This window comes from Achromobacter animicus (assembly GCF_902859585.1).
GTDB classification, from domain to species: Bacteria; Pseudomonadota; Gammaproteobacteria; order Burkholderiales; family Burkholderiaceae_B; genus Achromobacter; species Achromobacter animicus.
This window is the reverse complement of the sequence record NZ_CADIJM010000025.1, coordinates 1-21,334: the sequence shown is the minus strand read 5'-3', so window position 1 is coordinate 21,334 and position 21,334 is coordinate 1. Positions and strand designations below refer to the sequence as shown.

At 67.0% G+C, this 21,334-nt stretch carries 17 protein-coding genes; 11 read left to right on the top strand and 6 right to left on the bottom strand.

Annotated elements, in window-relative coordinates; translation table 11 throughout:
- Window positions 1-9: 9 nt before the first annotated feature.
- From galE to HV681_RS26910, 3 genes are all read left to right on the top strand, one after another.
- On the top strand, window positions 10-1,074 hold the full coding sequence (galE, locus tag HV681_RS26920) for a UDP-glucose 4-epimerase GalE (protein ID WP_175126155.1): 1,065 nt from the start codon (window positions 10-12) through the stop codon (window positions 1,072-1,074).
- Between the two features lie 182 nt (window positions 1,075-1,256).
- Window positions 1,257-2,204: a serine O-acetyltransferase EpsC gene (epsC, locus tag HV681_RS26915; RefSeq protein ID WP_175126154.1), complete on the top strand. Its 948-nt coding sequence runs from the start codon at window positions 1,257-1,259 to the stop codon at window positions 2,202-2,204.
- Window positions 2,205-2,289: 85 nt separating this feature from the next.
- The gene (locus tag HV681_RS26910) at window positions 2,290-3,108 is read left to right on the top strand and encodes an NAD-dependent protein deacetylase (RefSeq protein ID WP_175126153.1); all 819 of its coding nucleotides are present in this window, start codon (window positions 2,290-2,292) and stop codon (window positions 3,106-3,108) included.
- 161 nt (window positions 3,109-3,269) lie between these two features.
- Here the strand turns inward: HV681_RS26910 and HV681_RS26905 are convergent, their stop codons facing one another.
- From HV681_RS26905 to HV681_RS26895, 3 genes are all read right to left on the bottom strand, one after another.
- On the bottom strand, window positions 3,270-4,124 hold the full coding sequence (locus tag HV681_RS26905; protein ID WP_175126152.1) for an inositol monophosphatase family protein: 855 nt from the start codon (window positions 4,122-4,124) through the stop codon (window positions 3,270-3,272).
- 121 nt (window positions 4,125-4,245) lie between these two features.
- Window positions 4,246-5,715: an NAD-dependent succinate-semialdehyde dehydrogenase gene (locus HV681_RS26900; protein ID WP_175126151.1), complete on the bottom strand. Its 1,470-nt coding sequence runs from the start codon at window positions 5,713-5,715 to the stop codon at window positions 4,246-4,248.
- A gap of 143 nt (window positions 5,716-5,858) precedes the next feature.
- Window positions 5,859-7,121, bottom strand: coding sequence for a 4-aminobutyrate--2-oxoglutarate transaminase (locus HV681_RS26895; protein WP_175126150.1), 1,263 nt, complete (start codon window positions 7,119-7,121; stop codon window positions 5,859-5,861).
- A gap of 96 nt (window positions 7,122-7,217) precedes the next feature.
- Between HV681_RS26895 and pdxR the strand changes: the two genes are divergently transcribed.
- Entirely contained in the window at window positions 7,218-8,729 is a 1,512-nt protein-coding gene (pdxR, locus tag HV681_RS26890; RefSeq protein ID WP_367647278.1) for a MocR-like pyridoxine biosynthesis transcription factor PdxR, read from the top strand.
- A 7-nt stretch (window positions 8,730-8,736) separates the two neighbouring features.
- Here the strand turns inward: pdxR and HV681_RS26885 are convergent, their stop codons facing one another.
- Window positions 8,737-9,651, bottom strand: a complete 915-nt coding sequence (locus tag HV681_RS26885) for a DUF72 domain-containing protein (protein WP_175126149.1) — start codon at window positions 9,649-9,651, stop codon at window positions 8,737-8,739.
- 114 nt (window positions 9,652-9,765) lie between these two features.
- Here HV681_RS26885 and HV681_RS26880 point away from each other — a divergent pair, with 114 nt between their 5' ends.
- From HV681_RS26880 to HV681_RS26850, 7 genes are all read left to right on the top strand, one after another.
- Window positions 9,766-11,895 (top strand): ATP-dependent helicase, encoded by a 2,130-nt coding sequence (locus HV681_RS26880; protein WP_175126148.1) that lies wholly within the window; start codon window positions 9,766-9,768, stop codon window positions 11,893-11,895.
- Window positions 11,896-11,979: 84 nt separating this feature from the next.
- Complete coding sequence (locus tag HV681_RS26875; RefSeq protein WP_175126147.1) at window positions 11,980-12,990, top strand: magnesium and cobalt transport protein CorA; 1,011 nt, start codon at window positions 11,980-11,982, stop codon at window positions 12,988-12,990.
- A gap of 89 nt (window positions 12,991-13,079) precedes the next feature.
- Window positions 13,080-13,760: a thermonuclease family protein gene (locus tag HV681_RS26870; protein WP_175126146.1), complete on the top strand. Its 681-nt coding sequence runs from the start codon at window positions 13,080-13,082 to the stop codon at window positions 13,758-13,760.
- 198 nt (window positions 13,761-13,958) lie between these two features.
- Window positions 13,959-16,196, top strand: a complete 2,238-nt coding sequence (locus tag HV681_RS26865) for an ABC transporter substrate-binding protein (protein WP_175126145.1) — start codon at window positions 13,959-13,961, stop codon at window positions 16,194-16,196.
- Window positions 16,193-17,170 carry an ABC transporter permease gene (locus HV681_RS26860; protein WP_056563262.1) on the top strand — a complete coding sequence of 326 codons (978 nt, stop codon included), beginning with the start codon at window positions 16,193-16,195 and terminating at the stop codon, window positions 17,168-17,170. Before HV681_RS26865 ends, HV681_RS26860 begins: the two co-directional genes overlap by 4 nt.
- A gap of 5 nt (window positions 17,171-17,175) precedes the next feature.
- The gene (locus HV681_RS26855) at window positions 17,176-18,687 is read left to right on the top strand and encodes an ABC transporter permease (protein WP_175126144.1); all 1,512 of its coding nucleotides are present in this window, start codon (window positions 17,176-17,178) and stop codon (window positions 18,685-18,687) included.
- Entirely contained in the window at window positions 18,684-20,375 is a 1,692-nt protein-coding gene (locus tag HV681_RS26850; RefSeq protein ID WP_175126143.1) for an ABC transporter ATP-binding protein, read from the top strand. The genes HV681_RS26855 and HV681_RS26850 overlap by 4 nt, the downstream gene beginning before the upstream one ends.
- 94 nt (window positions 20,376-20,469) lie before the next feature.
- Here HV681_RS26850 and HV681_RS26845 read toward each other — a convergent pair whose 3' ends face one another.
- Window positions 20,470-21,015 (bottom strand): MarR family winged helix-turn-helix transcriptional regulator, encoded by a 546-nt coding sequence (locus tag HV681_RS26845; protein WP_175126142.1) that lies wholly within the window; start codon window positions 21,013-21,015, stop codon window positions 20,470-20,472.
- Between the two features lie 27 nt (window positions 21,016-21,042).
- Window positions 21,043-21,334, bottom strand: a 292-nt coding sequence (locus tag HV681_RS26840) for a hypothetical protein (RefSeq protein ID WP_175126141.1), incomplete at its 5' end; no start/stop codon positions are given.

Genomic DNA, 21,334 nt, shown 5'->3' with positions numbered 1-21,334 from the left:
AGCATGGACATGCCGGACACGCAAGTGTTGGTGACGGGCGGCGCCGGCTACATCGGTACGCATACGCTGGTGGCGATGATCGCCGCCGGCCTGCGGCCGATCGTGCTGGACAACCTCAGCAACGGCAGCCGAGAGGCTGTTCGCCGGGTTGAACAGCTTTGCGGTGCGCCGATACCGCTGATCGAAGGCGACATCCGCTCGCGCGGCCTGGTCGCGGCCGTGCTGGCGGATGCGGCGGCGCGGGGCTCGCCCGTGCAGTCCGTGCTGCATCTGGCCGGCTGCAAGGCCGTGGGCGAATCGGTGGCTGACCCGCTCAAGTACTACGACAACAACGTGCAGGGGTCGCTTGTCCTGTTGCGCGCCATGCGCGAGACGGGCGTGTCGCGGCTGGTCTTCAGTTCGTCGGCAACGGTGTATGGCGAACCGCAGTATCTGCCGTTTACCGAGGCCCATCCGCTTGCGCCGGCCAATCCGTACGGCCGCACCAAGCTGATGGTCGAGGAGATGCTGCGCGACGTGTGCGTGGCGGATCCCGCATTCAGCGCCGTCACGCTGCGCTACTTCAATCCGATCGGTGCGCATCCCAGCGGACTGATCGGAGAAAGTCCGCGCGACCTGCCCAACAACCTTTTTCCGTTCATCACGCAGGTGGCGGTGGGGCGCCAACCGTTTCTGCGCGTATTCGGCGACGACTACGACACGCCGGACGGCACCGGCGTGCGCGACTATCTGCACGTCATGGATCTGGCGCGCGGCCACGTACAGGCGCTGACCTACGCGGACAGCCATCCCGGCTTCGTGGCGGTCAACCTGGGCACGGGGCAGGGCACCAGCGTCATGGAGCTGGTGCGCGCGTTCGAACGGGTCAACGGCTGCAAAATCCCGCTGCGCATCCTGCCGCGGCGCGCGGGCGACGTCGAGCGTATGTGGGCCAACCCCGATCTGGCGGCGACGCTGCTGGGCTGGCGCAGCACGCACGATGTGGAAGCCATGTGCGCGGACGGCTGGCGCTGGCAGCAGGGCAACCCGCAAGGGTATGAGGCGGAGCCGGGGTTGGTCCCGGCCGCGGCATAACCCCAACGCCGTGTCGGAGGACTTCCGGCGCATACGCCGGAGCGGTTACAGTTGACGGAATTATTGCGAAGCAGCATTCCCCGGGGCATTGCGCGGGGGGCTTCGCATCGTCAGCGAGGCAAACCCATGTTCGTTATCCATCCTTCTGCCGCACGCGCCGGCTCCCTGTCCGGAGTCCGGCAATGAGCGGCCCCAGCTATTTCCCCACGGCGCACTGGAACCTGGACGGCATCGTGTCCGAACTGCGCGATGCGCGCGTTGCGTGGCGCGGTCCGCGCGGCCGCCTGCGCGACGACGCCGGCCTGCGTGAATTCCCTTCGCAGGAAAGCCTGCGCCAGATCATCAAGGACCTCTGTGGCGCCTTGTTCCCCATGCGCCTGGGGCCCATCGACTTGCGCGAAGAGGTCGAGGACTTCTACGTCGGCCACACCATCGGCGCCGCGCTCGATGCGCTCTTGCATCAGGTCTGTCTGGAACTGCAATACGAAGGCCGGCATGATCCGGCCCAGCAGGCGGACACGCAGCAGCGCGCCACCGAGATCGTGCGCCGTTTCGGCGCCGAGCTGCCGGCCGTGCGCGCCGCGCTCGATCTGGACGTGATGGCGGCCTACCAGGGCGACCCGGCGGCGCACAACGTGGACGAGGTCCTGCTGTGCTATCCGGGTGTCGCGGCCATGATCCATCACCGCCTCGCCAACGTGCTGTACCGGCTGGGCGTGCCGATGCTGGCGCGCATCGTGGCCGAGATCGCCCATGCCGACACCGGCATCGACATCCACCCGGGCGCGACCATCGGCCGCAGCTTTTTCATTGACCACGGCACGGGCGTCGTGATCGGCGAAACCGCCATCATCGGCGACCGCGTGCGGCTCTACCAGATGGTCACGCTGGGCGCCAAGCGCTTCCCGCCAGGCGAAAACGGTGAACTCAAAAAGGGCTTGGCGCGCCATCCCCTGATCGAAGACGATGTCGTGATCTACGCCGGCGCCACGATTCTGGGCCGCGTCACCATCGGCAAGGGCTCGACCATCGGCGGCAACGTCTGGCTTACGCGCAGCGTGCCGCCGGGCAGCAACGTGACGCAGGCCAGCCTGGTCAGCGACATGCCCGATTGCGGGCTGGGCGGTTGAACGCTGCGGGCCGCGCGGTCTGATTAACCCGCGGCGGGCCGCGCGGCCTGATTGCCGCGCGGTAGCGGGACGCAAGGAGCGAGGATTGGATACTGCACTTCCGGAGCTGGCCGCGCTGCGCGGCTTTATAGACCGCCATCCGCGGCTCTTCGTCCTGACCGGAGCCGGGGTCAGCACCGATTCCGGTATTCCGGACTACCGCGACACTGAAGGCGAATGGAAACGCCAGCCGCCCATGACGCTGCAAACGTTCATGGGCCCTGAGCTTTCGCGGGCGCGATATTGGGCGCGCAGCATGGTGGGCTGGCGCCGCTTTGGACACGTCAAGCCGAACGCGTCGCATCTTGCGCTGGCGCGACTGCAGGATCGCGGTCACGTCGCCATCCTGGTGACGCAGAACGTGGACGGCCTGCACGAAGCCGCGGGCAGCCGCGATGTCGTGGACCTGCACGGACGCCTGGATGCCGTGCGCTGCATGAACTGCGACTGGCGCGGCGGCCGCCACGACTGGCAGGAAAAATTGCACGCGCTGAACCCGGACTGGGTGCAACTTGAAGCCAGCGACGCGCCCGACGGCGACGCCGATCTGGACGGCTACGATTTTTCGCGGTTCACGGTGCCGCCGTGTCCGCGCTGCGGCGGCATCGTCAAGCCCGATGTGGTGTTCTTCGGCGAGACCGTGCCGCGCGAGCGCGTCGAGCGGGCCAATGCCGCCCTTGAGAGCGCCGACGCGGTGTTGGTGGTGGGATCGTCCCTGATGGTGTATTCCGGCTATCGCTTCGTGACGGCCGCCTCGCGAGCCGGCCTACCCATTGCCGCCATCAACCTGGGACGCACCCGCGCGGACAGCCTGTTGACCCTGAAAGTGGAACAACCCATCGCGCTGGCGCTGGAAGCGCTTTAGAAAGAAGCGGGGGCGGCCGGTTTTTGACCGGTCTAAGCAAGTGCTTGCCCGGCAACGATTTTTTCGGCCGGTTACAGACCTTTCCATAGGGTTGTCCACAGGAACTGGGGATAACTCCTAGGGATAACCCCAGTTTTTGAGGGTGGTCCCGGCCGCTGTTGTCAAGTCTCGATGCCTTCCAATGCGTCCCCCAGCAGCGCCTTGCGCGCCGCGTGCCAGCTGCCCGCGTCGGGCGCGTAGAGCAAGCCGCCCGTGCGATGCGTGGGCTTGTAGGGGGAGCCGTCGAAATGCGCTGCATAGCCACCGGCTTCCCGATGCAGCAGCCAGCCTGCAGCGTGATCCCACGCCGTCAACTGGTTGTACAGCGCGACGTGGCAATGGCCGGCGGCGATCATGCGGTATTCATGCGCGGCGCAGCGCAGCGAGGCCGTGCTGCCCAGGCGCGACAGGTTGCTGTTGACAGTCGTGCGCAGCGGCTCGGGCAGGGCGCCGGTGGAGATCAGGCCGTCCATGTCCTCGGGGGGCGCGGGGCTGGCGACGGCCAGCGGCAGCCGCTTGCCGTTTTCGAATTCGAGCCAGGCGCCTTCGCCGCGCACGGCCAGCGCGCTGTCGCGGCTGACCGGATCGTAGATCACGCCCGCAATCACGTCGCCGCGATGGCAGGCCGCGATCATCATGCCGAACAGCGGCAGGCCCGCCACATAATTGCGCGTGCCGTCGATGGGATCGATGAGAAAGGCGAGGTCGGCGTCGACCAGCATGTTCAAGAGAGCGGGATTGCGCGCCGAGGCTTCTTCGCCGATCAATACGGCGCCCGGATGCAGCTTGGACAGGCGCGCGGCGATGAGGCGTTCGGCGGCTTCGTCGGCGTCGGTGACCAGATCGCGCGGCGAGGTCTTGCCGCGCACGGCGCCTTCGGGCAGGTTGCGAAACCGCGGCATGACCTCGGTCTGCGCGGTTTCCGCCAGGATGGCCGCCAGCTTGCGGGTGTCCTCAAGGGTGAAAGTTCTGCTCATACGGACTCGTCCAGGGAACGCGCAAATCTAACATGCCTGGATGGTATCCGAGTGAACGCGGCGCATACATCGGCCACGCGGACGACAGGCGCGCGCGGCAGGACGCCGCGCGCGCCGGACTTCATGCGCCGAGGTCGACGCAGAGGTATTTGATCTCCAGGTACTCTTCGATGCCGTACTTGGAGCCTTCGCGGCCCAGGCCGGATTGCTTGACGCCGCCGAAGGGGCCGACTTCGTTGGAGATGAGGCCGGTGTTGATGCCGACGATGCCGTATTCCAGCGCTTCGGACACGCGCCAGATGCGGGCGTAGTCGCGCGTGAAGAAGTAGGCGGCCAGGCCGAAGATGGTGTCGTTGGCCATGCCGATGACTTCGTCTTCCGAATCGAAGCGGAACAGCGGCGCGACGGGACCGAAGGTTTCCTCGCTGGCAAAGCGCATCGATTGCGTCACGTCGCGCACGACGGTCGGTTCGAAGAACGTGCCGCCCTTGGCATGGGGCTTGCCGCCGGCGATGACCTTGGCGCCGTTGGCCGTGGCGTCGGCGATGTGCTCCTGCACCTTTTCGATGGCGGTCTTGTCGATCAGCGGGCCTTGCGTCACGCCGTCTTCAAAGCCGTCGCCGACCTTCATGGCGTTGACCTTGTCGACCAGGCGCTTGGCCACTTCCTCGTACACGCCGGCCTGCACGTAGATGCGGTTGGCGCACACGCAGGTCTGGCCGGCGTTGCGGTACTTCGATGCCAGGATGCCGTCGACCGCGCGGTCCAGGTCGGCGTCGTCGAACACGATGAAGGGCGCGTTGCCGCCCAGTTCGAGCGACAGCTTCTTGATGGTGGGCGCGCATTGCTCCATCAGCGTGCGGCCGACTTCGGTGGAACCGGTGAAGCTCAGCTTGCGCACCACGTCGCTTTCGCACAGGGCCGCGCCGATGTCGCGCGAGCTGCCCGTGATGACGTGGAACACGCCTGCCGGCACGCCGGCTTCTTCGGCCAGCACGGCCAGCGCCAGCGCGGTCAGCGGCGTCTGTTGCGCGGGCTTGACGACCATGGTGCAGCCGGCGGCCAGCGCGGGGCCGACCTTGCGGGTGATCATGGCGGCCGGGAAGTTCCACGGCGTGATCGCGGCGGTGACGCCGATGGGCTGCTTGAGCGCCATCAGGCGCTGGCCGGCCTTGGGGCTTTGCAGGATGTCGCCGTCGATGCGCTTGGCTTCTTCGGCAAACCATTCCAGGAACGACGCGGCGTAGGCGATTTCGCCCGCGGCTTCGGTGACCGGCTTGCCCTGTTCGGACGTCATGATGGCGGCCAGGTCTTTCTGGTGCTGCATCATCAGCTGCGCCCACTTCAGCAGGATCGCGGCGCGTTCCTTGCCCGTCTTGGCGGCCCACGCGGGCAGCGCGGCCTGCGCGCTGGCGATGGCCTGCTCGGTTTCCTTGCGGCCCAGCTTGGGCACCGACACGATGGTCTTGCCGGTGGACGGATTGTCGACGGGGATCGATGCGCCTTCGCCGGCGCCGACCCACTTGCCGTCGATGTAGCAGGCGTCGCGCAGCAGGTCGGGACGGGCGAGGGGATGGGACAGTGCTGTCATGTTGGAAGTCTCCTTGATGGGTGCGGCGGGCCAAGCGATTGCGGGCGTGGCGGGCGTGCGGCCTGTTCATCAAGCCGCCTGCCTGCTACGCCCGCAATCGTTGTTCCTGCCAGCCGAATAACCGGTTATTCAGGGCCTTTGCCTCAAGCGGCAAGCGCCTCGGACAGGATGTCCAGCGCGCGTGCGAACTGGGCGTCGGGAATGGTCAAGGGATACAGGAAGCGCAGGACGTTTCCGTATACACCGCAGCTTAGCAAAATCAGGCCGGCGTCGAGCGCGCGCTGCTGCACGCGCTTGACGGCTTCGGCGTCGGGCTTGCCGGCCGCGTCGTTCAGTTCCAGCGCGACCATCGAGCCCAGACCGCGCACGTCGGCGATGCCCGGCACCTTGGCGCGCAGGCCTTCCAGATGCGCGCGCAGCTTTTCGCCCAGTTGGGCGGCGCGTTCGCACAGCTTTTCTTCGGCGATGACGTCCAGCACGGCGTGCGCCGCGGCCACGGCCAGCGGATTGCCGGCGTACGTGCCGCCCAGGCCGCCCGCGGCGGGGCCGTCCATGACCTCGGCGCGGCCGACGATGCCCGAGATCGGGAAGCCGCCGCCCAGGCTTTTGGCCATGGTGATGATGTCGGCCTGCACGCTGTGGTGTTCCATCGCGAACAGCTTGCCGGTACGGCCAAAGCCCGTCTGGACTTCGTCGGCGATCAGCAGGATGCCGTGCTCGTCGCAAACCTTGCGCAGCGCGGTCATCAGTTCGGGCGGCGTGATGTTGAAGCCGCCTTCGCCTTGCACGGGTTCGATGATGATGGCCGCGACGCGCTTCGGATCGATGTCGACCTTGAACAGCAGGTCCAGCGCCTTGAGCGAATCGGCCACGCTGATGGACTGCGTGGCGTTGGGGAACGGCACGTGATAGATGTCGCCCGGCATGGGGCCGAACGACAGCTTGTAGGGGGCGACCTTGCCGGTCAGCGCCATGCCCAGCATCGTGCGGCCATGGAAAGAACCCGAGAAGGCGATGACACCCGAGCGGCCGGTGGACGAGCGCGCGATCTTCACGGCGTTCTCGACGGCTTCGACGCCGGTCGTGAAGAAGGCGGTCTTCTTCAGGCCGTCGATGGGGGCGAGACGATTGATGCGCTCGGCCAGCGAGATGTAGCCTTCGTACGGCACGATCTGATAGGCCGTGTGCGTGAAGTTGTCGAGTTGGGCGGCGACCGCGGCCTTGACCTTCGGGTGCAGGTGGCCCGTGTTCAGGACGGCGATGCCGCCTGCGAAATCGATGTATTCCTTGCCTTCGGCGTCCCACAGCGTGGCGTTTTCCGCGCGCACGGCGTAGAAGTCGCACATGACGCCGACGCCGCGCGGCGTGGCCAGGGAACGGCGGGTATTCAGATCCTGATTCTTCATCTCGGTCTCGATGAGAGTGATGGGCGGTAAAGCACTTATTTAATGCTACGATGGCCCCACTTGTGGGAACCACTTTGATAAATCAGGTAGAACCAATTGCGGTCCATCGTCGGTGACTTGCTGCTGCTGCGCCTGGCCGACGGCGCCAGCGAGCCCATGAACAAGCGGCTCTATCGCGGCATCCGTGAGGCCATCCTGGATGGATCCATTGCCGCGGACTCGCGCCTGCCCGCCACCCGGGACCTCGCGGCCGAACTGGGCATTGCCCGCAACACCGTCGTTCACGTCTACAGCCAGCTGCTGGCCGAAGGCTATACCCGCAGCCGGCAGGGCAACGGCACCTTCGTCAATGCCTCGGTGCCGGATTCGTATCTGGCCAGCGGCCGCCGCGCGCGGCAGGCGCAGCAGGCGCCGTCGCGTCCGGCGCTGTCGCCGCGCGGCGCGGCCATCGTGGATGGCGTGTCGGCATCGCCTTACCAATGGGGCGCGTTCATGCCGGGGGTGCCGGACCTGACCGAGTTCCCGCACAAGAAGTTCGGCCGCATCTTCAGCGCGCTGTGGCGCAATCCCGCGCCGGATCTGCTGACCTATTCGTATGGCGGTGGCCTGCCGGCGCTGCGCGAGGCGCTGGCGCAGCATCTGGCGCTGACGCGGTCCATCGACTGCGATCCCGAGCAGATCATCATTACCGAGGGTTCGCATCAGGCCATCGACCTGACCACGCGCATCCTGGGCGAGGCCGGTGAAACGGCGTGGGTCGAAGATCCGGGCTATTGGGGCGCGCGCACCATCCTGCAAGCCAACGGCCTGCGCACCGTGCATCTGCCGGTGGATGAAGAAGGCATGCGTGTGCCTGACGCCGTGGACACGCCGCCGCGATTCATCTTCGTCACGCCGTCGCATCAGTATCCGCTGGGACCCGTGATGTCGCTGGCACGCCGGCGGCAGTTGCTGGCGGTGGCGCGGCAGTGCGGCAGCTGGATCATCGAAGACGACTACGACAGCGAGTTCCGCTTTTCCGGCCGGCCGATCGCGTCGCTGCTCGGTTTGGAGTCCGATGCGCCGGTGATCTACATGGGGACCTTCAGCAAGACGCTTTATCCGGGCCTGCGTGTGGGGTATCTGGTGCTGCCCAAGACGCTGACGGCGGCTTTTCAGGCGGCGCATGCCGAGCTGTACCGCGAAGGGCACCTGATGACGCACGCGGCGCTGGCCACGTTCATTTCCGAAGGCCATTACGCGGCGCACATCCGCCGCATGCGCATGCTGTACGGCCGCCGCCGCGCCATGCTGGTCAACCTTATCGAGCGCCGGCTGGGTCCGGACTGGCTGCATCGCGATGCCAGCATGGCGGGTTTGCATCTGGTCCTGACCCTGCCCGCGGACATGGACGACCTGCGCGTCGTTGAGGTGGCGCGCAGCAAGGGCGTGCTCACGCGCGCGCTGTCGCGGTATTACGTCAACGAGGAAGGGCGCCGGCCGGGGCTGCTGCTGGGATATGCCTGCGTGCCGGAGCACGACATCGCGCGCAAATTTGAAGTGCTGCTGGAGAGTCTGGCGGAGGTGGCGCGGCCGGCGGTAAGGGCGGGTACGAAGGCGGGTGTCTGATCCCCAGTCACAGGCCCGGCAATTGCAACGCCGACGCGAAGGCCGCCGCGTTGCGCATGCCCTGGTCTTCGAAGTTGGTGTTGAACACTGCATGCGCCTGCGCCGATTGCGAGGCCAGCCGCGTGAAACGTGCGACCAGTTCGGCCAGTTCCGCTTCCGAATATTCGTACTGAAACCGCCCCGAAGACGCCGGCCCCGACGCGTTCCACTTGGCCGCATTGCGCCCGTGCAGGCGCAACAGCGTCAGCTCCGGATGGGTGCTTTCCCAAACCGCGGGCACGGTGTTCTCGAACCCCTGGGGCGCGTCGACAACCGTGTGCACGACACCCAGATCCCGTTCGAAGGCCAGCGTGTCCGCCGTGGCCGCCGGGCTTTCGAACCAGCTGTGGTGGCGGAATTCCACCGACACCAGATGTTCCTCCATCCGCCGCGCGCAGGCCGCCACGCGCGCCATGCCGCGGGCGTCGCGCCGTACCCAAGGCGGAAACTGGAAATGCACCGCGCCCAGCTTGTCCGCCATCCGCAACGGCTCGATGGCCAGCTGGTAGCGCCGCCAGAGCTCGTCGCGCAGGTCGCCCGGCATGCGGTCGTGGTAGATGATGGGCTCCGGCCAGTCCGCCAGTTCGCGCCGGATGTCGCCGGGCAGGGCGGTGAGCGGCGTCTGGTGGCCGGTAAATAGCCGGAACGCCTTGATGTTGAAGACGAAATCGTCCGGCGTGCGGGTGGACCACAGGTAGGCGTTGTCCGGCGTGGGCATCGCGTAGAAGCTGGAGTCGACCTCGGCCAGCGAAAAGCGCGACGCATAGAACCGCAGCCGCGATTCGGCGCTGCGTGCATCGGGCGGGTAGAAGCGGCCGCAGGCCAGCAGGGTGGGGTCGGTCCAGGAGGCGGTGCCGGTCAGGATGCGGGGAAAATCGGGCATGGCGCCGGGCGGTTCAGACGGAAGTCAAAAAATTCTGTATAAATATACAGTGTTCACCCGGAGCCAGCCTTGGCTCCTTCCTTTTTTGCGGCCGCAGCGCTGCGGCTCCGCGACATGCCAGACCAAGATCAGACTCCCAGCACGCCCGACAACCCCCAGACCGCCGCCCGCCCGGCCGAGCGGCCCGATCCGCTGGCCGACCTGAATCCCGCGCAGCGCGAGGCCGCCGAATTCGGTGTGGCCGGCGCGCCCGGCAACGACGGCCCGCTGCTGGTGATTGCGGGCGCGGGGTCCGGCAAGACCAATACGCTCGCGCACCGCGTGGCGCATCTGATTCTGAACGGGGCGGACCCGCAGCGCATGCTGCTGCTCACGTTTTCGCGCCGCGCGGCATTGGAAATGGAGCGGCGCGTGGGGTCGGTACTGCAGCGGGTGATGAATCTGCGTTCGTCGCAGCAGGCGCCGTCGCTGCCGTGGGCGGGCACCTTCCATGCGATCGGCGCGCGTCTGTTGCGCGATTGCGCGCTGCGCATCGGCCTGTCCGAAGCCTTCACCATCCACGACCGCGGCGACGCCGAGGACCTGATGGGCATGGTGCGGCACGAGCTGGGCCTGTCCTCCACCAAATCCCGCTTTCCGCTCAAGGGAACGTGCCTGGCGATCTACTCGCGCGTGGTGAACAGCCAGACGCCGGTGGGCGACGTGCTCAAGACGTCGTTTCCGTGGTGCGCGCAATGGGAAGACGAGCTCAAGAACCTGTTCCGCGCGTATGTCGCGGCCAAGCAGGACCAGCAGGTGCTCGACTACGACGATCTGCTGCTGTACTGGTCCGAAATGATGTCGGACGCGGAGATTGCAGCGGATGTCGGCGCGCGCTTCGATCATGTGCTGGTGGACGAATACCAGGACACCAACCGGCTGCAGTCGGCCATCCTGCTGGCCATGAAGCCCGACGGCCGCGGCCTTACCGTGGTGGGCGACGACGCGCAATCCATCTACTCGTTCCGCGCGGCCACGGTCCGCAACATCCTGGATTTTCCCAACCTGTTTCCCGCGCCCGCGCGCGTCATCACGCTGGACCGCAACTACCGGTCGTCGCAACCGATCCTGACCGCCTCCAACGCCGTGATTGCGCAGGCGACCGAACGTTATGCCAAGGACCTGTGGACCGACCGCAAGTCGTCGCAATTGCCCGAGCTGGTCACGGTCAGCGACGAAGCCGGGCAGGCGCGTTGGGTGGCCGACCAGGTGCTGGCGCAACGCGAGGGCGGCGCGACGCTCAAGTCGCAGGCGGCGCTGTTTCGCACCGCCAGCCACAGCGCCGCACTCGAATTGGAGCTGACCCGCCGCAACATCCCCTTCGTCAAGTTCGGCGGGTTGCGCTTTCTGGAAGCGGCGCACGTCAAGGACCTGCTGTCGATCCTGCGCTGGGCCGAGAACCCGCGCGGCCGCATGGCGGGATTCCGCGTCGCGCAGCTGATGCCGGGCATCGGCCCCGCCACGGCGGGCAAGCTGATGGACGCGATGTCCGCGTCCGCCGAGCCGCTGCGCACGCTGCGCGAGTTCAAGCCGGGCGCGGCGGCGCAGGAAGAGTGGGGCGCCTTCGCCGACACGTACGCCGCGCTGTGCGACCCCACGCTGAAGTGGCCGGCCGACGTGGACCTGGCGCTGCGCTGGTATAGCGGCCAGCTCGAGCGCCTGTACGACGATGCGCGCGTGCGCAAGACAGATCTCGACCAGCTTGTGCGCATTGCGTCGGGCTATCCGACACGCGAGCGCTTCCTGACAGAACTGACGCTGGACCCGCCCGACGCCACCAGCGACGAATCCGGCGCGCCGCTGCGCGACGAGGATTACATGATCCTGTCCACAATCCATTCCGCGAAAGGCCAGGAGTGGAAGGCGGTCTACGTGCTGAACGTGGTGGACGGCTGCATCCCGTCCGACATGAGCACGGGCACGGCCGAAGAGATCGAGGAAGAGCGCCGGCTGCTGTATGTGGCCATGACGCGGGCCAAGGAACGGCTGCAGCTTGTCGTGCCGCAGCGCTTCTACGTGCATCAGCAGACGGGGATGGGCGACCGGCACGTGTACGGCTCGCGCACGCGGTTCATCACCAACGCCATGCTGCCGCTCTTTGACCACCTGCCCAAGCTGCCCGATCTGCCGCCCGGACGGGCCGAGCCGCGCGAGCCGCAGGCGCCGCGCATCGACGTGGCCAAGCGGGTGCGCAACCTGTTCTGAGGCGTCGGCCCGCCCGGAGGCTGGGCTATCATCGGCCGATAATCACACGCTGCACCGCAGGGATCGATTTGTCCGAGGATGTCTATGTCTACTGAAGAGCAAGCCGCCGACGCGCCCAAGGGCGAGGTCGTGGCATCGATCGCCTACGTGAACGGACGGCGGGACCGCGAGGTCCCCATCGAAGAGGCCGGCCAGTACGTTGCCCAGCGTCAGGGCCAGAGCATGCTGTGGATCGGGTTGCGCAACCCCAGTCCGGAGACGCTTGCCAAGGTGTCGCGCGAGCTTGGCGCGTGCGATAAGAACCAGGAAGAGATGCTGGAAGCCCACCGGCGTCCCAAGATCATCGACTACGGCAACATGATTCTCATCGTCGCCGTGACGGTCGAAGTCGAAGCCGAGCGGCCCATCTTCGGCGAGACGCAGTTCCTCATCGGCGACGGCTTCCTGGTCACCGTGCGGCGCGGCGCCACCGCCGGGCACAGCCCGCTGCGCGAGCGCCTGGAAGCCTCGCCCGACCTGCTCAAGCGCGGCAGCGACTACGTGGCGTCCGAGCTGCTGGACTGGCTGGTGGATCGCTACGTGGCGGCGGCCGTCAAGATCGAAAGCGTCGTCGAAGGCGCCGAACAGAAGCTGCTGATCCGAGGCGCAAAGGACTCGGACATCCGCAGGCTGTACCGGCAGCGGCGGGATCTCTTGCGCATCCATACCGTGGTGTCGCCGCTGGCCGAGATCTGCCGCCGGCTGGCGCGCGTCGAAATGTCCGCCGTGGACGAGCATGCGCGGCCTTACTTCGGCGAAGTGGCGGATCGCGTGCTGCGCGTGGATGAGCTTTTCAATTCGCTGCGCGAATCGCTGGCGTTCGCCTTTGAAGCCAGCCTGATGATCGGGCAGGCGGCGCAGAACGACACCACCCGCAAACTTGCGTCCTGGGCCGCCATCCTGGCCGTGCCCACCGCGATCGCCGGCATTTATGGCATGAACTTCGAGTTCATGCCGGAACTGAAATCCCCATGGGGCTATCCGGTCACGCTGGGCGTCATCGCGTCCGTGTGTTCCGTGCTGTATTGGCGGTTCCGGAAGTCGGGCTGGTTGTAATCCCGGGGTGTCAGACGACATCGATCAGGCGTCTGCAGCGAGCTCCCTTGTGGCAAACTCGCTGTCGTTTTCCCTCTGGAGTTTCGCCGGTGCGTGGCAAATCCCCCTTTCGCGGCGGCAGCAAGCTGACCGCCCTTGTCGTCGCCCTGGTTCTGGCGGCGGCGGGCGCCATCGTGAACTGGCTTTCCCCGCAGGATTCCGCGCCGCAGCGCCCGGGGCCGACGGCAACCGGCAAGCCCTCGGGGACAGCGCCGGCGGGCGGTAAACCGTCGGCCACGGCGCCTGCGGGCGGTGTGCCGCAAGGAAGCTACACGCTGACGGGCACGATCGTGAATGTGGCGGACGGCGATACCGTGACGCTACGGGCGCCCGACGGGCAGCGGCGCATCCGGATGGACAGCATCGACGCGCCGGAAGAGGGCCATGGCACGGATCAGCCCGGCCAGCCAGACGCCGAAGCGGCGCGCAAGCATCTGGCTGGACTGGTGGCCGGCAAGACACTCACCGCGCAGTGCTACGAGCAGGATCAATATGGCCGCGATGTCTGCGCGCTGATCCTGGACGATGGGCGCTCGGCCAACCGCGTGCAGGTCGAGGCTGGCTACGCCTGGGCCTACACGGCCCGCAAGGGCGATTACCTGCGCGACAAGGCCATGCCGGATCTGCAGCGCCAGGCCAAGGCGGCGGGGCGCGGGCTGTGGGCGAGGCCGGATCCCGTGCAGCCCTGGAAATGGCGCTATGACTGCTGGCGCCAGCGCCAGTGCGGCTGAGCGCCGCCATCGGGATTTCTCGCCGCCGTCGAAATTCCTCGCCGCCATCGGGATGCCACGCCGCCATCCCGCCGCCCAGCCGCCAGCCCGACCCGCGCCGGCCCGATCCGCCCGTAGCGCCTCTAAGGGCATGCCGGGGTATTTCCCCGGCCCCCCTTTTGCTATCCTCTGTCGCTACGAAACGAAGGGAAGGTTTCCATGGGTGTACTGAAGCGGCTCTGGGCGTCGGCCATGCTGCTGTCGCTGGCGTTGGCGGGCTGCTCGCAAGAAAGCCCCATCAACAGCCCCTATCCATCCGGCGCCGAAAGCCAGAACACGCTGTATTCCGCGTTCGTCAAACGCTCCCCGAAGTACCTGGACCCGGCCAGTTCCTATTCCGGCGACGAAACGCCATATACCTACAACATCTATGAGCCGCTGTACGGGTATCACTACCTGAAGCGGCCCTACGAGCTGATCCCGCGCGCGGCCGCGTCAATCGATCCGCCGGTGTACCTGGACAAGGACGGCAACACGCTGCCTGCGGACGCGCCGGGCGAACAGATCGCGCAAAGCATCTACGACATCAAGATCCGGCCGGGCATCCGCTTCGCGCCGCATCCGGCCTTCGCCCGCAAGCCGGACGGCAGCTACGCCTACTTTCCGCTGGCGCCCGGCGAACTCGACGACAAGTTCTACATTCCCGACTTCCCGCTGACGGGCACCCGCGAGCTCACCGCCGACGACTACGTCTATGCGTTCCGGCGCCTGGCCAGTCCGCGCGTGGTGTCGCCCATCTATTCGCTGATGGCCGAACACGTGCAGGGCCTCAAAGACTACGGCGACCGGTTGCGCAAGCGCGACCAGGACCTGCGGCGCGACGTGCCCGGCGGCGCGGGCGCGTCGCCCTGGCTGGACCTGCGCGAGGACGACGGCTTCAAGGGCGTCGAGGCGCTGGATGCCCACACGCTGCGGATCCGCGTCGACGGCAAGTATCCGCAGTTCAAGTACTGGCTGGCCATGACCTTCACCGCGCCCATCCCGTGGGAAGCGGACCGGTTCTACAACCAGCCCGGCATGGCCGCCCACGACCTGTCGCTGAACACCTGGCCGGTGGGCACCGGCCCGTACATGCTGGTCGAATCGCTGCAAAACCGCCGCCACGTGCTGGGCCGCAATCCCAATTACCACGGCGAGCCCTATCCCTGCGAAGGCGAACCCGGCGACAAGGCCGCGGGTCTTCTGGCCGACTGCGGCAAGCCCACGCCCTTCATCGACCGCGCCGAGTTCAGCGTCGAAAAGGAAGCCATTCCGCTGACCGGCAAGTTCATGCAGGGCTATTACGACGTGCCGCAGATCGAGCGCGGCGAATACGGCGTGGCCATGCTGGTGGCGGCCGGCGACAGCCAGGACAAGGCGCGCAAGTATCAAGAGCATGGCATCAAGCTGCCGACCACGGTCGAGACCGCCAACTGGTACATGGGTTTCAACTGGCTGGATCCGGTGGTGGGCAAGGGCGACACGCCCGAGCAGCAGGAACGCAACCGCAAGCTGCGCCAGGCCATCAGTATCGCCTTCGACTGGGAAGAGTACGTGGCGGTGTTCGAGAACAGTCAGGCGTCGGTGGCCTATGGCCCGGTTCCGCCCGGCGTGCTGGGCTACCGAGATCCGCCCGAAGGCATCAATCCTGTCGTGTATGACCTGGTGGACGGTAAACCCGTGCGCAAGTCCATCGACGTGGCCAAGCGGCTGCTGGCCGAGGCCGGCTACCCGGACGGCCGCAACGCGCAGACGGGCGCGCCGCTGGTGCTGTACTTCGATTCCATGTCCGGCGGCGGCTCCAACCCGCAGTCCGACTGGATGCGGCGCCAGCTGGCCAAGATCGGCGTGCAGCTCGACGTGCGCGCCACCGACTACAACCGCTTCCAGGACAAGATGCTGCGCGGCGCCGCGCAGATCTTTCTGTGGGGCTGGAACGCCGACTACCCCGACGCCGAGAACTTCCTCTTCCTCTTGTACGGCCCCAACGCCAAGGCCAAGGGCGGCGGTGAAAACGCGGCCAACTATGCCAGCCCCGAGTTCGACAAGCTGTTCGAGCAGATGAAATTCCTGGATGACGGCCCCGAGAAGGCCGCGCTGATCGCCGATATGATCGCCGTCGTCCAGCGTGATGCGCCATGGATGTTCGGCTACTTCCCGATGTCGGGCGGGGCCTATCAGCAATGGGTCGGCAACGCCAAGCCCACGCAGATGGTGCGCAACACGCTGCAGTACATGAAGATCGACCCGGCACTGCGGCAGCAGAAGATCGACGAATGGAATTCGCCCATCTGGTGGCCCGTCGGCGTCTTCATCCTGCTGCTGGCGCTGGCGATCTGGCCTTCGTATGTGGCGCTCAAGCGGCGTGAACGCCAGACGGCGTTTGTGCCGCCCGAACGCAAGGAGCATCAATCATGATCGGCTATGTCATCCGCCGGCTGTTGTACGGCGTGCTGATTCTGATCGGCGTCAATCTCTTTACCTTCATCCTGTTCTTCGCGGTGAACACGCCCGACGACATGGCGCGGCTGGCCATCGGCGGCCAGCGCGTCAGCCAGGACGCGGTCGAGAAATGGAAGGCCGAACGCGGCTACGACAAGCCGCTGTTTTTCAATGCCGAGGCCCAGGGCACGGCGCAACTCACGGACACGGTGTTCTACCGGCGTTCGGTGCCGCTGCTGGTGATGGATTTTGGCGCGTCGGATGGCGGCCGCGACATCGGCCGCGAGATCAAGACACGCATGGGGCCCAGCCTGGCGCTGGCGGTGCCCACGTTCTTTCTGGGGTTGTTCGCCAGCATCGTGTTCTCGCTGACGCTGGTGTATTTCCGGGCCACGCGGCTGGACTTCTGGGGCGTCGTGCTGTGCGTGATGCTGCTGTCGATATCGAGCCTGTTCTACATCATCGCGGGGCAGTGGCTGTTCGCGAAGCTGCTGCGGCTGGTGCCGTTCTCGGGCTATTCGGGCGGACTGGATGTGATCAAGTTCCTGGCGCTGCCGGTGCTGGTGGCGATCGTGTCGCGGCTGGGGCCCGAAGCGCGCTTCTACCGCACCCTGTTTCTTGAAGAGATCGGCAAGGATTACGTGCGTACCGCGCGCTCAAAGGGCCTGGCCGAACGCGTCGTGCTGTTCCGCCACGTGCTGCGCAACGCCATGCTGCCCATCCTGACCAGCACGGTCGCCGCGCTGCCGCTGCTCTTCATGGGCAGCCTGATCGCCGAATCGTTCTTCGGCATTCCGGGGCTGGGCAGCTACACCATCGACGCCATCAATGCCCAGGACTTCTCCATCGTGCGCGCGATGGTGTTCCTGGGCGCCGCGCTTTACATCGTGGGGCTGATCCTGGCCGACATTTCCTACACGCTGGCCGATCCCCGCGTGCGTTTCGAGTAGCCGCCATGCCCAAGTTCGTCTTTCTCTGGACCGATATCGCGCTGTGGCTGATGGTGGCAGGCGCGCTGGCCTACGTCTGGCACGTGCGCCGCAGTCCCAACCTGCGCGCCACCTGGGCGCGTGTCGCGCGCGATACGCCCGCCATGTGTTCGGCCGTCATCCTGGTTGCCTTTTCGGTGGTCGGCCTGCTGGATTCCGTCCACTACCGTCCGCTGCTGCCGCCCGCACCGGGCGCCGCCGCCGACGCCCCGCCGGTCTATGCGCCCGCGGTGCGGTCCGCGCTGGACGGCCTGTTGGCCGGCACCGTGCTCACGCGCCCCGAAAAAACCTATTCCGAGCCGCTGGCCGCGCATCAGTTCACCAAAGAGACCATGCTGGTCGACGATAAGCCGGTGCGCGATTTTCCGCGGCTTCGCGGGGCGGCGCTGCACCTGACCGATCCCGAGAAAGAGCGCGGCGGCGATATCGCGATGCGGCTGGGATGGGGACTTGCCGCGGGGCTGGCCGTTGCGTTGGCCGGCGCGGTCCTGCTGTTTGCCTGCCTGACGCGCGCCACCGGATCGGCGTCCCATGCCGCCGAGGAATTGCTGGCCGGCCGCGCCGACATTCCCTGGCGCGCCATGACGATCACCTTCGCCCTGTTGTGCCTGACGGTGGGAGCGCTGGCGGGGCTGTCCACCGGCTATCACGCGCTGGGCACCGACCGCATCGGCAACGACGTGCTGTGGCAGGCGCTGAAAAGCATCCGCACCGCGCTCGTCATCGGCAGCCTCACCACGCTGGCGATGCTGCCGCCGGCCATCATTTTTGGGATCGCGGCCGGGTACTTCAAGGGCAAGGTCGACGACGCCATCCAGTACCTGTACACCACCATCACCTCGATTCCCGGCGTGCTGCTGGTGGCCGCCTGCGCGCTGATGATGCAGGTGTACATCGACAACCATTCCGACCTGTTCGACACCTCGGCGGCACGCGCCGACCTGCGGCTGTTCCTGTTGTGCATGATCCTGGGCCTGACCGGTTGGGCCGGGCTGTGCCGCCTGCTGCGCGCCGAAACGCTCAAGCTGCGCGAGCTGGAATACGTGCAGGCCGCGCGCGCCTTCGGCGTGTCGCACTGGCGCATCATGACGCGCCACCTGCTGCCCAACGTGGCGCACCTGGTGCTGATCACCGTGGTGCTGGAATTCTCGGGCCTGGTGCTTTACGAGGCCGTGCTGTCCTACCTGGGCATCGGCGTGGATCCCAGCATGAATTCGTTCGGCTCGATGATCGACGGCGCGCGGCTGGAAATGTCGCGCGACCCCATGATCTGGTGGAACCTCATGACCGCTTTCCTTTTCATGCTGGCGCTGGTGCTGGCGGCCAACCTGTTTGCGGACGCGGTGCGCGACGCCTTCGACCCGCGCACGCGGCGCTACAAGCCCAGCCGCCTGGCGCGCCTGGGCTTTCTTGGCCGCCGTCCGGAAGCCATGCTGGCGGCGGACGGCCGCGCCTCCAAGACCGGAGAGGCGCCATGAGCTACGACACTCCCTTGCTGACCGTAAACGGCCTGGACGTCGACGTCGCGGGCGAAAGCGGCATGACGCATGCGGTCAAGCGCCTGCAACTGGCGATCTCGCAGCGCGAGACCTTCGCGCTGGTGGGCGAATCGGGCTGCGGCAAGAGCATGACCGCGCTGGCGCTGTTGCGGCTGCTGCCGGACGCCGGACGCATCGTGGGCGGGCAGATCGACCTGGACGGCGAAGACCTGAACCGCCTGCCGGAAAGCGCCATGCGCGGCGTGCGCGGCGGGCGCATCGGCATCATCTTCCAGGAACCGTCCACCAGCCTGAATCCGGTCATGCGCGTGGGCGACCAGATCATCGAGACGCTGACCGCGCACACGCCGCTGCGCGGAGCCGCAGCGCGCGCGCGGGCCATCGACTGGCTGCGCCGGGTCGGCATTCCCGATCCCGACCGCCGCATCGACGACTATCCGTTCCAGTTTTCCGGTGGCCAAAAGCAGCGCGTCATGATCGCCATCGCGCTGGCGGCCGAGCCCGTGCTGCTGATCGCCGACGAGCCGACCACCGCGCTGGACGTGACGGTGCAGGCGCAAGTGCTGGACCTTTTGGCCAGCATCCAGCAGGAAATGGGCATGGCCGTCCTGCTGATCACGCACGACCTGGCCGTGGTCAAGAACGTGGCGCATCACGTTGCCTTGATGCGCAGCGGCGAGATCGTCGAAAGCGCCAGCGCCGAGGAATTCTTCCGCGCGCCGCGCCATCCGTATGCCAAGCAGCTCTTCGAAGCCATCCCCACCTTCGATAAGCGTGGCGTGCCGCTGACCGAACAGGGCCGCGCCGTGGCCGCGCAGCAGCGCCAGCAGGCCGGGCCGGATCGCACGGCAGGCGTGGTGCTGGATGTGCAGGATCTGAAAGTCCATTACCCGGTACGCAAGGGGCCGCTGCGCCGCATCGTGTCGTGGGTCAAGGCCGTGGACGGCGTGACCTTCACGCTGCGCGCGGGGGAAACGCTGGCGCTGCTGGGCGAATCCGGCTGCGGCAAGACCACCACCGGCAAGGCCTTGCTGCGGCTGATCGACGGCGCGCGCATCTCGGGCCGCGCGATGCTGCAAGGCCAGGACCTGCTGACCGCCGACCGCCGCCAGTTGCAGCGGCTGCGGCAGGACATTCAGATCGTGTTTCAGGACCCGTATGCATCGCTGGATCCGCGCATGCGTATCGGCGAGATACTGGACGAGGGGCTGGCGTCGCTCAAGCGCGGCATGAGCCGGCAGGACCGCGAAAAGCACGCCGCGCAGCTCATCGAGCGCGTCGGGCTGCCCGCCAACACGCTGACGCGCTATCCGCATGAATTCTCGGGCGGACAGCGCCAGCGCATCGCCATTGCGCGCGCGCTGGCGGTCGAACCCAAGGTGCTGATCTGCGACGAGCCCACGTCGGCGCTGGATGTGTCGGTACAGGCGCAGATTCTGGATCTGCTGCGCGAATTGCAGGCCGATCTGGGCATCGCGTATCTCTTCATCACCCACAACTTCGGCGTGGTCGAGTATCTGGCGGACCGCATCGCGGTCATGGACAAGGGCCGCATCGTCGAGCTGGGTCAGGCCGAATCGGTGTTGCTGGCGCCGCGCCAGGAGGTCACGCGCCGGCTGCTGGCCGCGGTGCCGCGTCTGCATTTCGGGCCGCCTGACGCGGATTGATCCGTCTAATGCCGCGTGAATGGGTTGAAGCCGGATCCGGCCGATGTGGCCGGATCCGGTTGAAGCGGCAGCAGGGTTTAGGCCCTGCCGCCGCCTACCCAGGCTGATGCGCGCTGCCCGCCTCCAGCCAGTCCAGCGTGTCTCGCTTCACGCCGCGGCCGCAACGCGTCAGGAACCCGTGCACGGCCTCCAGGTCCGCGGTGTCGTAGTTGCAGGACGTCATCGCGATGGTTTCGGCGATCCACTGCCGCTCCTGCGCGAGCACCCGGCACTGCGCCTCGACCGGCCGGATCACGATGATCCGGCGGTCAAGCGGGTGGCGGCCGCGTTCCACATAGCCGGCCGCTTCCAGCCGGTTGATGAGCGCGGTGGCGCCACCCGAACTGATGCCCATCAACCGCGCCAGATGCCCCGTGGGCAGGGCATCGAACGCCATGACCAGCTCCAGGGCCTTCAGGTCCGCCACCGTCGTGCCCAGCTTCTCGGCCAAGGCCGATTGGCAGGCGGTGTTGTAGGCGGCAAACTGCCGGCCGAGCAGCAGGCCGATCTCGTCCAGCATCCCGGACCGCCGGCTGCTCTTTGATGGCTCGACCATGCCGGTCATGGGCTCGTGGTGATGGTAGGTCTGTTGTTGCAGCATGATGTGGTTTCCTGGCGATTAGGGGGATTACTTCTTGCCGGCCAAGCCGCCGAGCAACCCGCCGAGCAAGCCGCCGTTGGGCGCACCGCCCGTCGTGCCACCTGTCGTGGCGCCCGTCACCCCCACCAGCAGACCGCCGAGCAGGCCGCCGTTGGCTGCGCCACCCGTCGTTCCGCCCGATCCTCCCGAGCTGGCCGGCGCGCCGGTGGTGACACCTGCGCCCGCGCCAGCGCCCGCACCCGCCGCGACGTTCACGCCACCCAGCAGCCCGCCCAGCAGGCCGCCGCCGTTCGTGCCGGCCGAGGCGCCTGCACCAGCC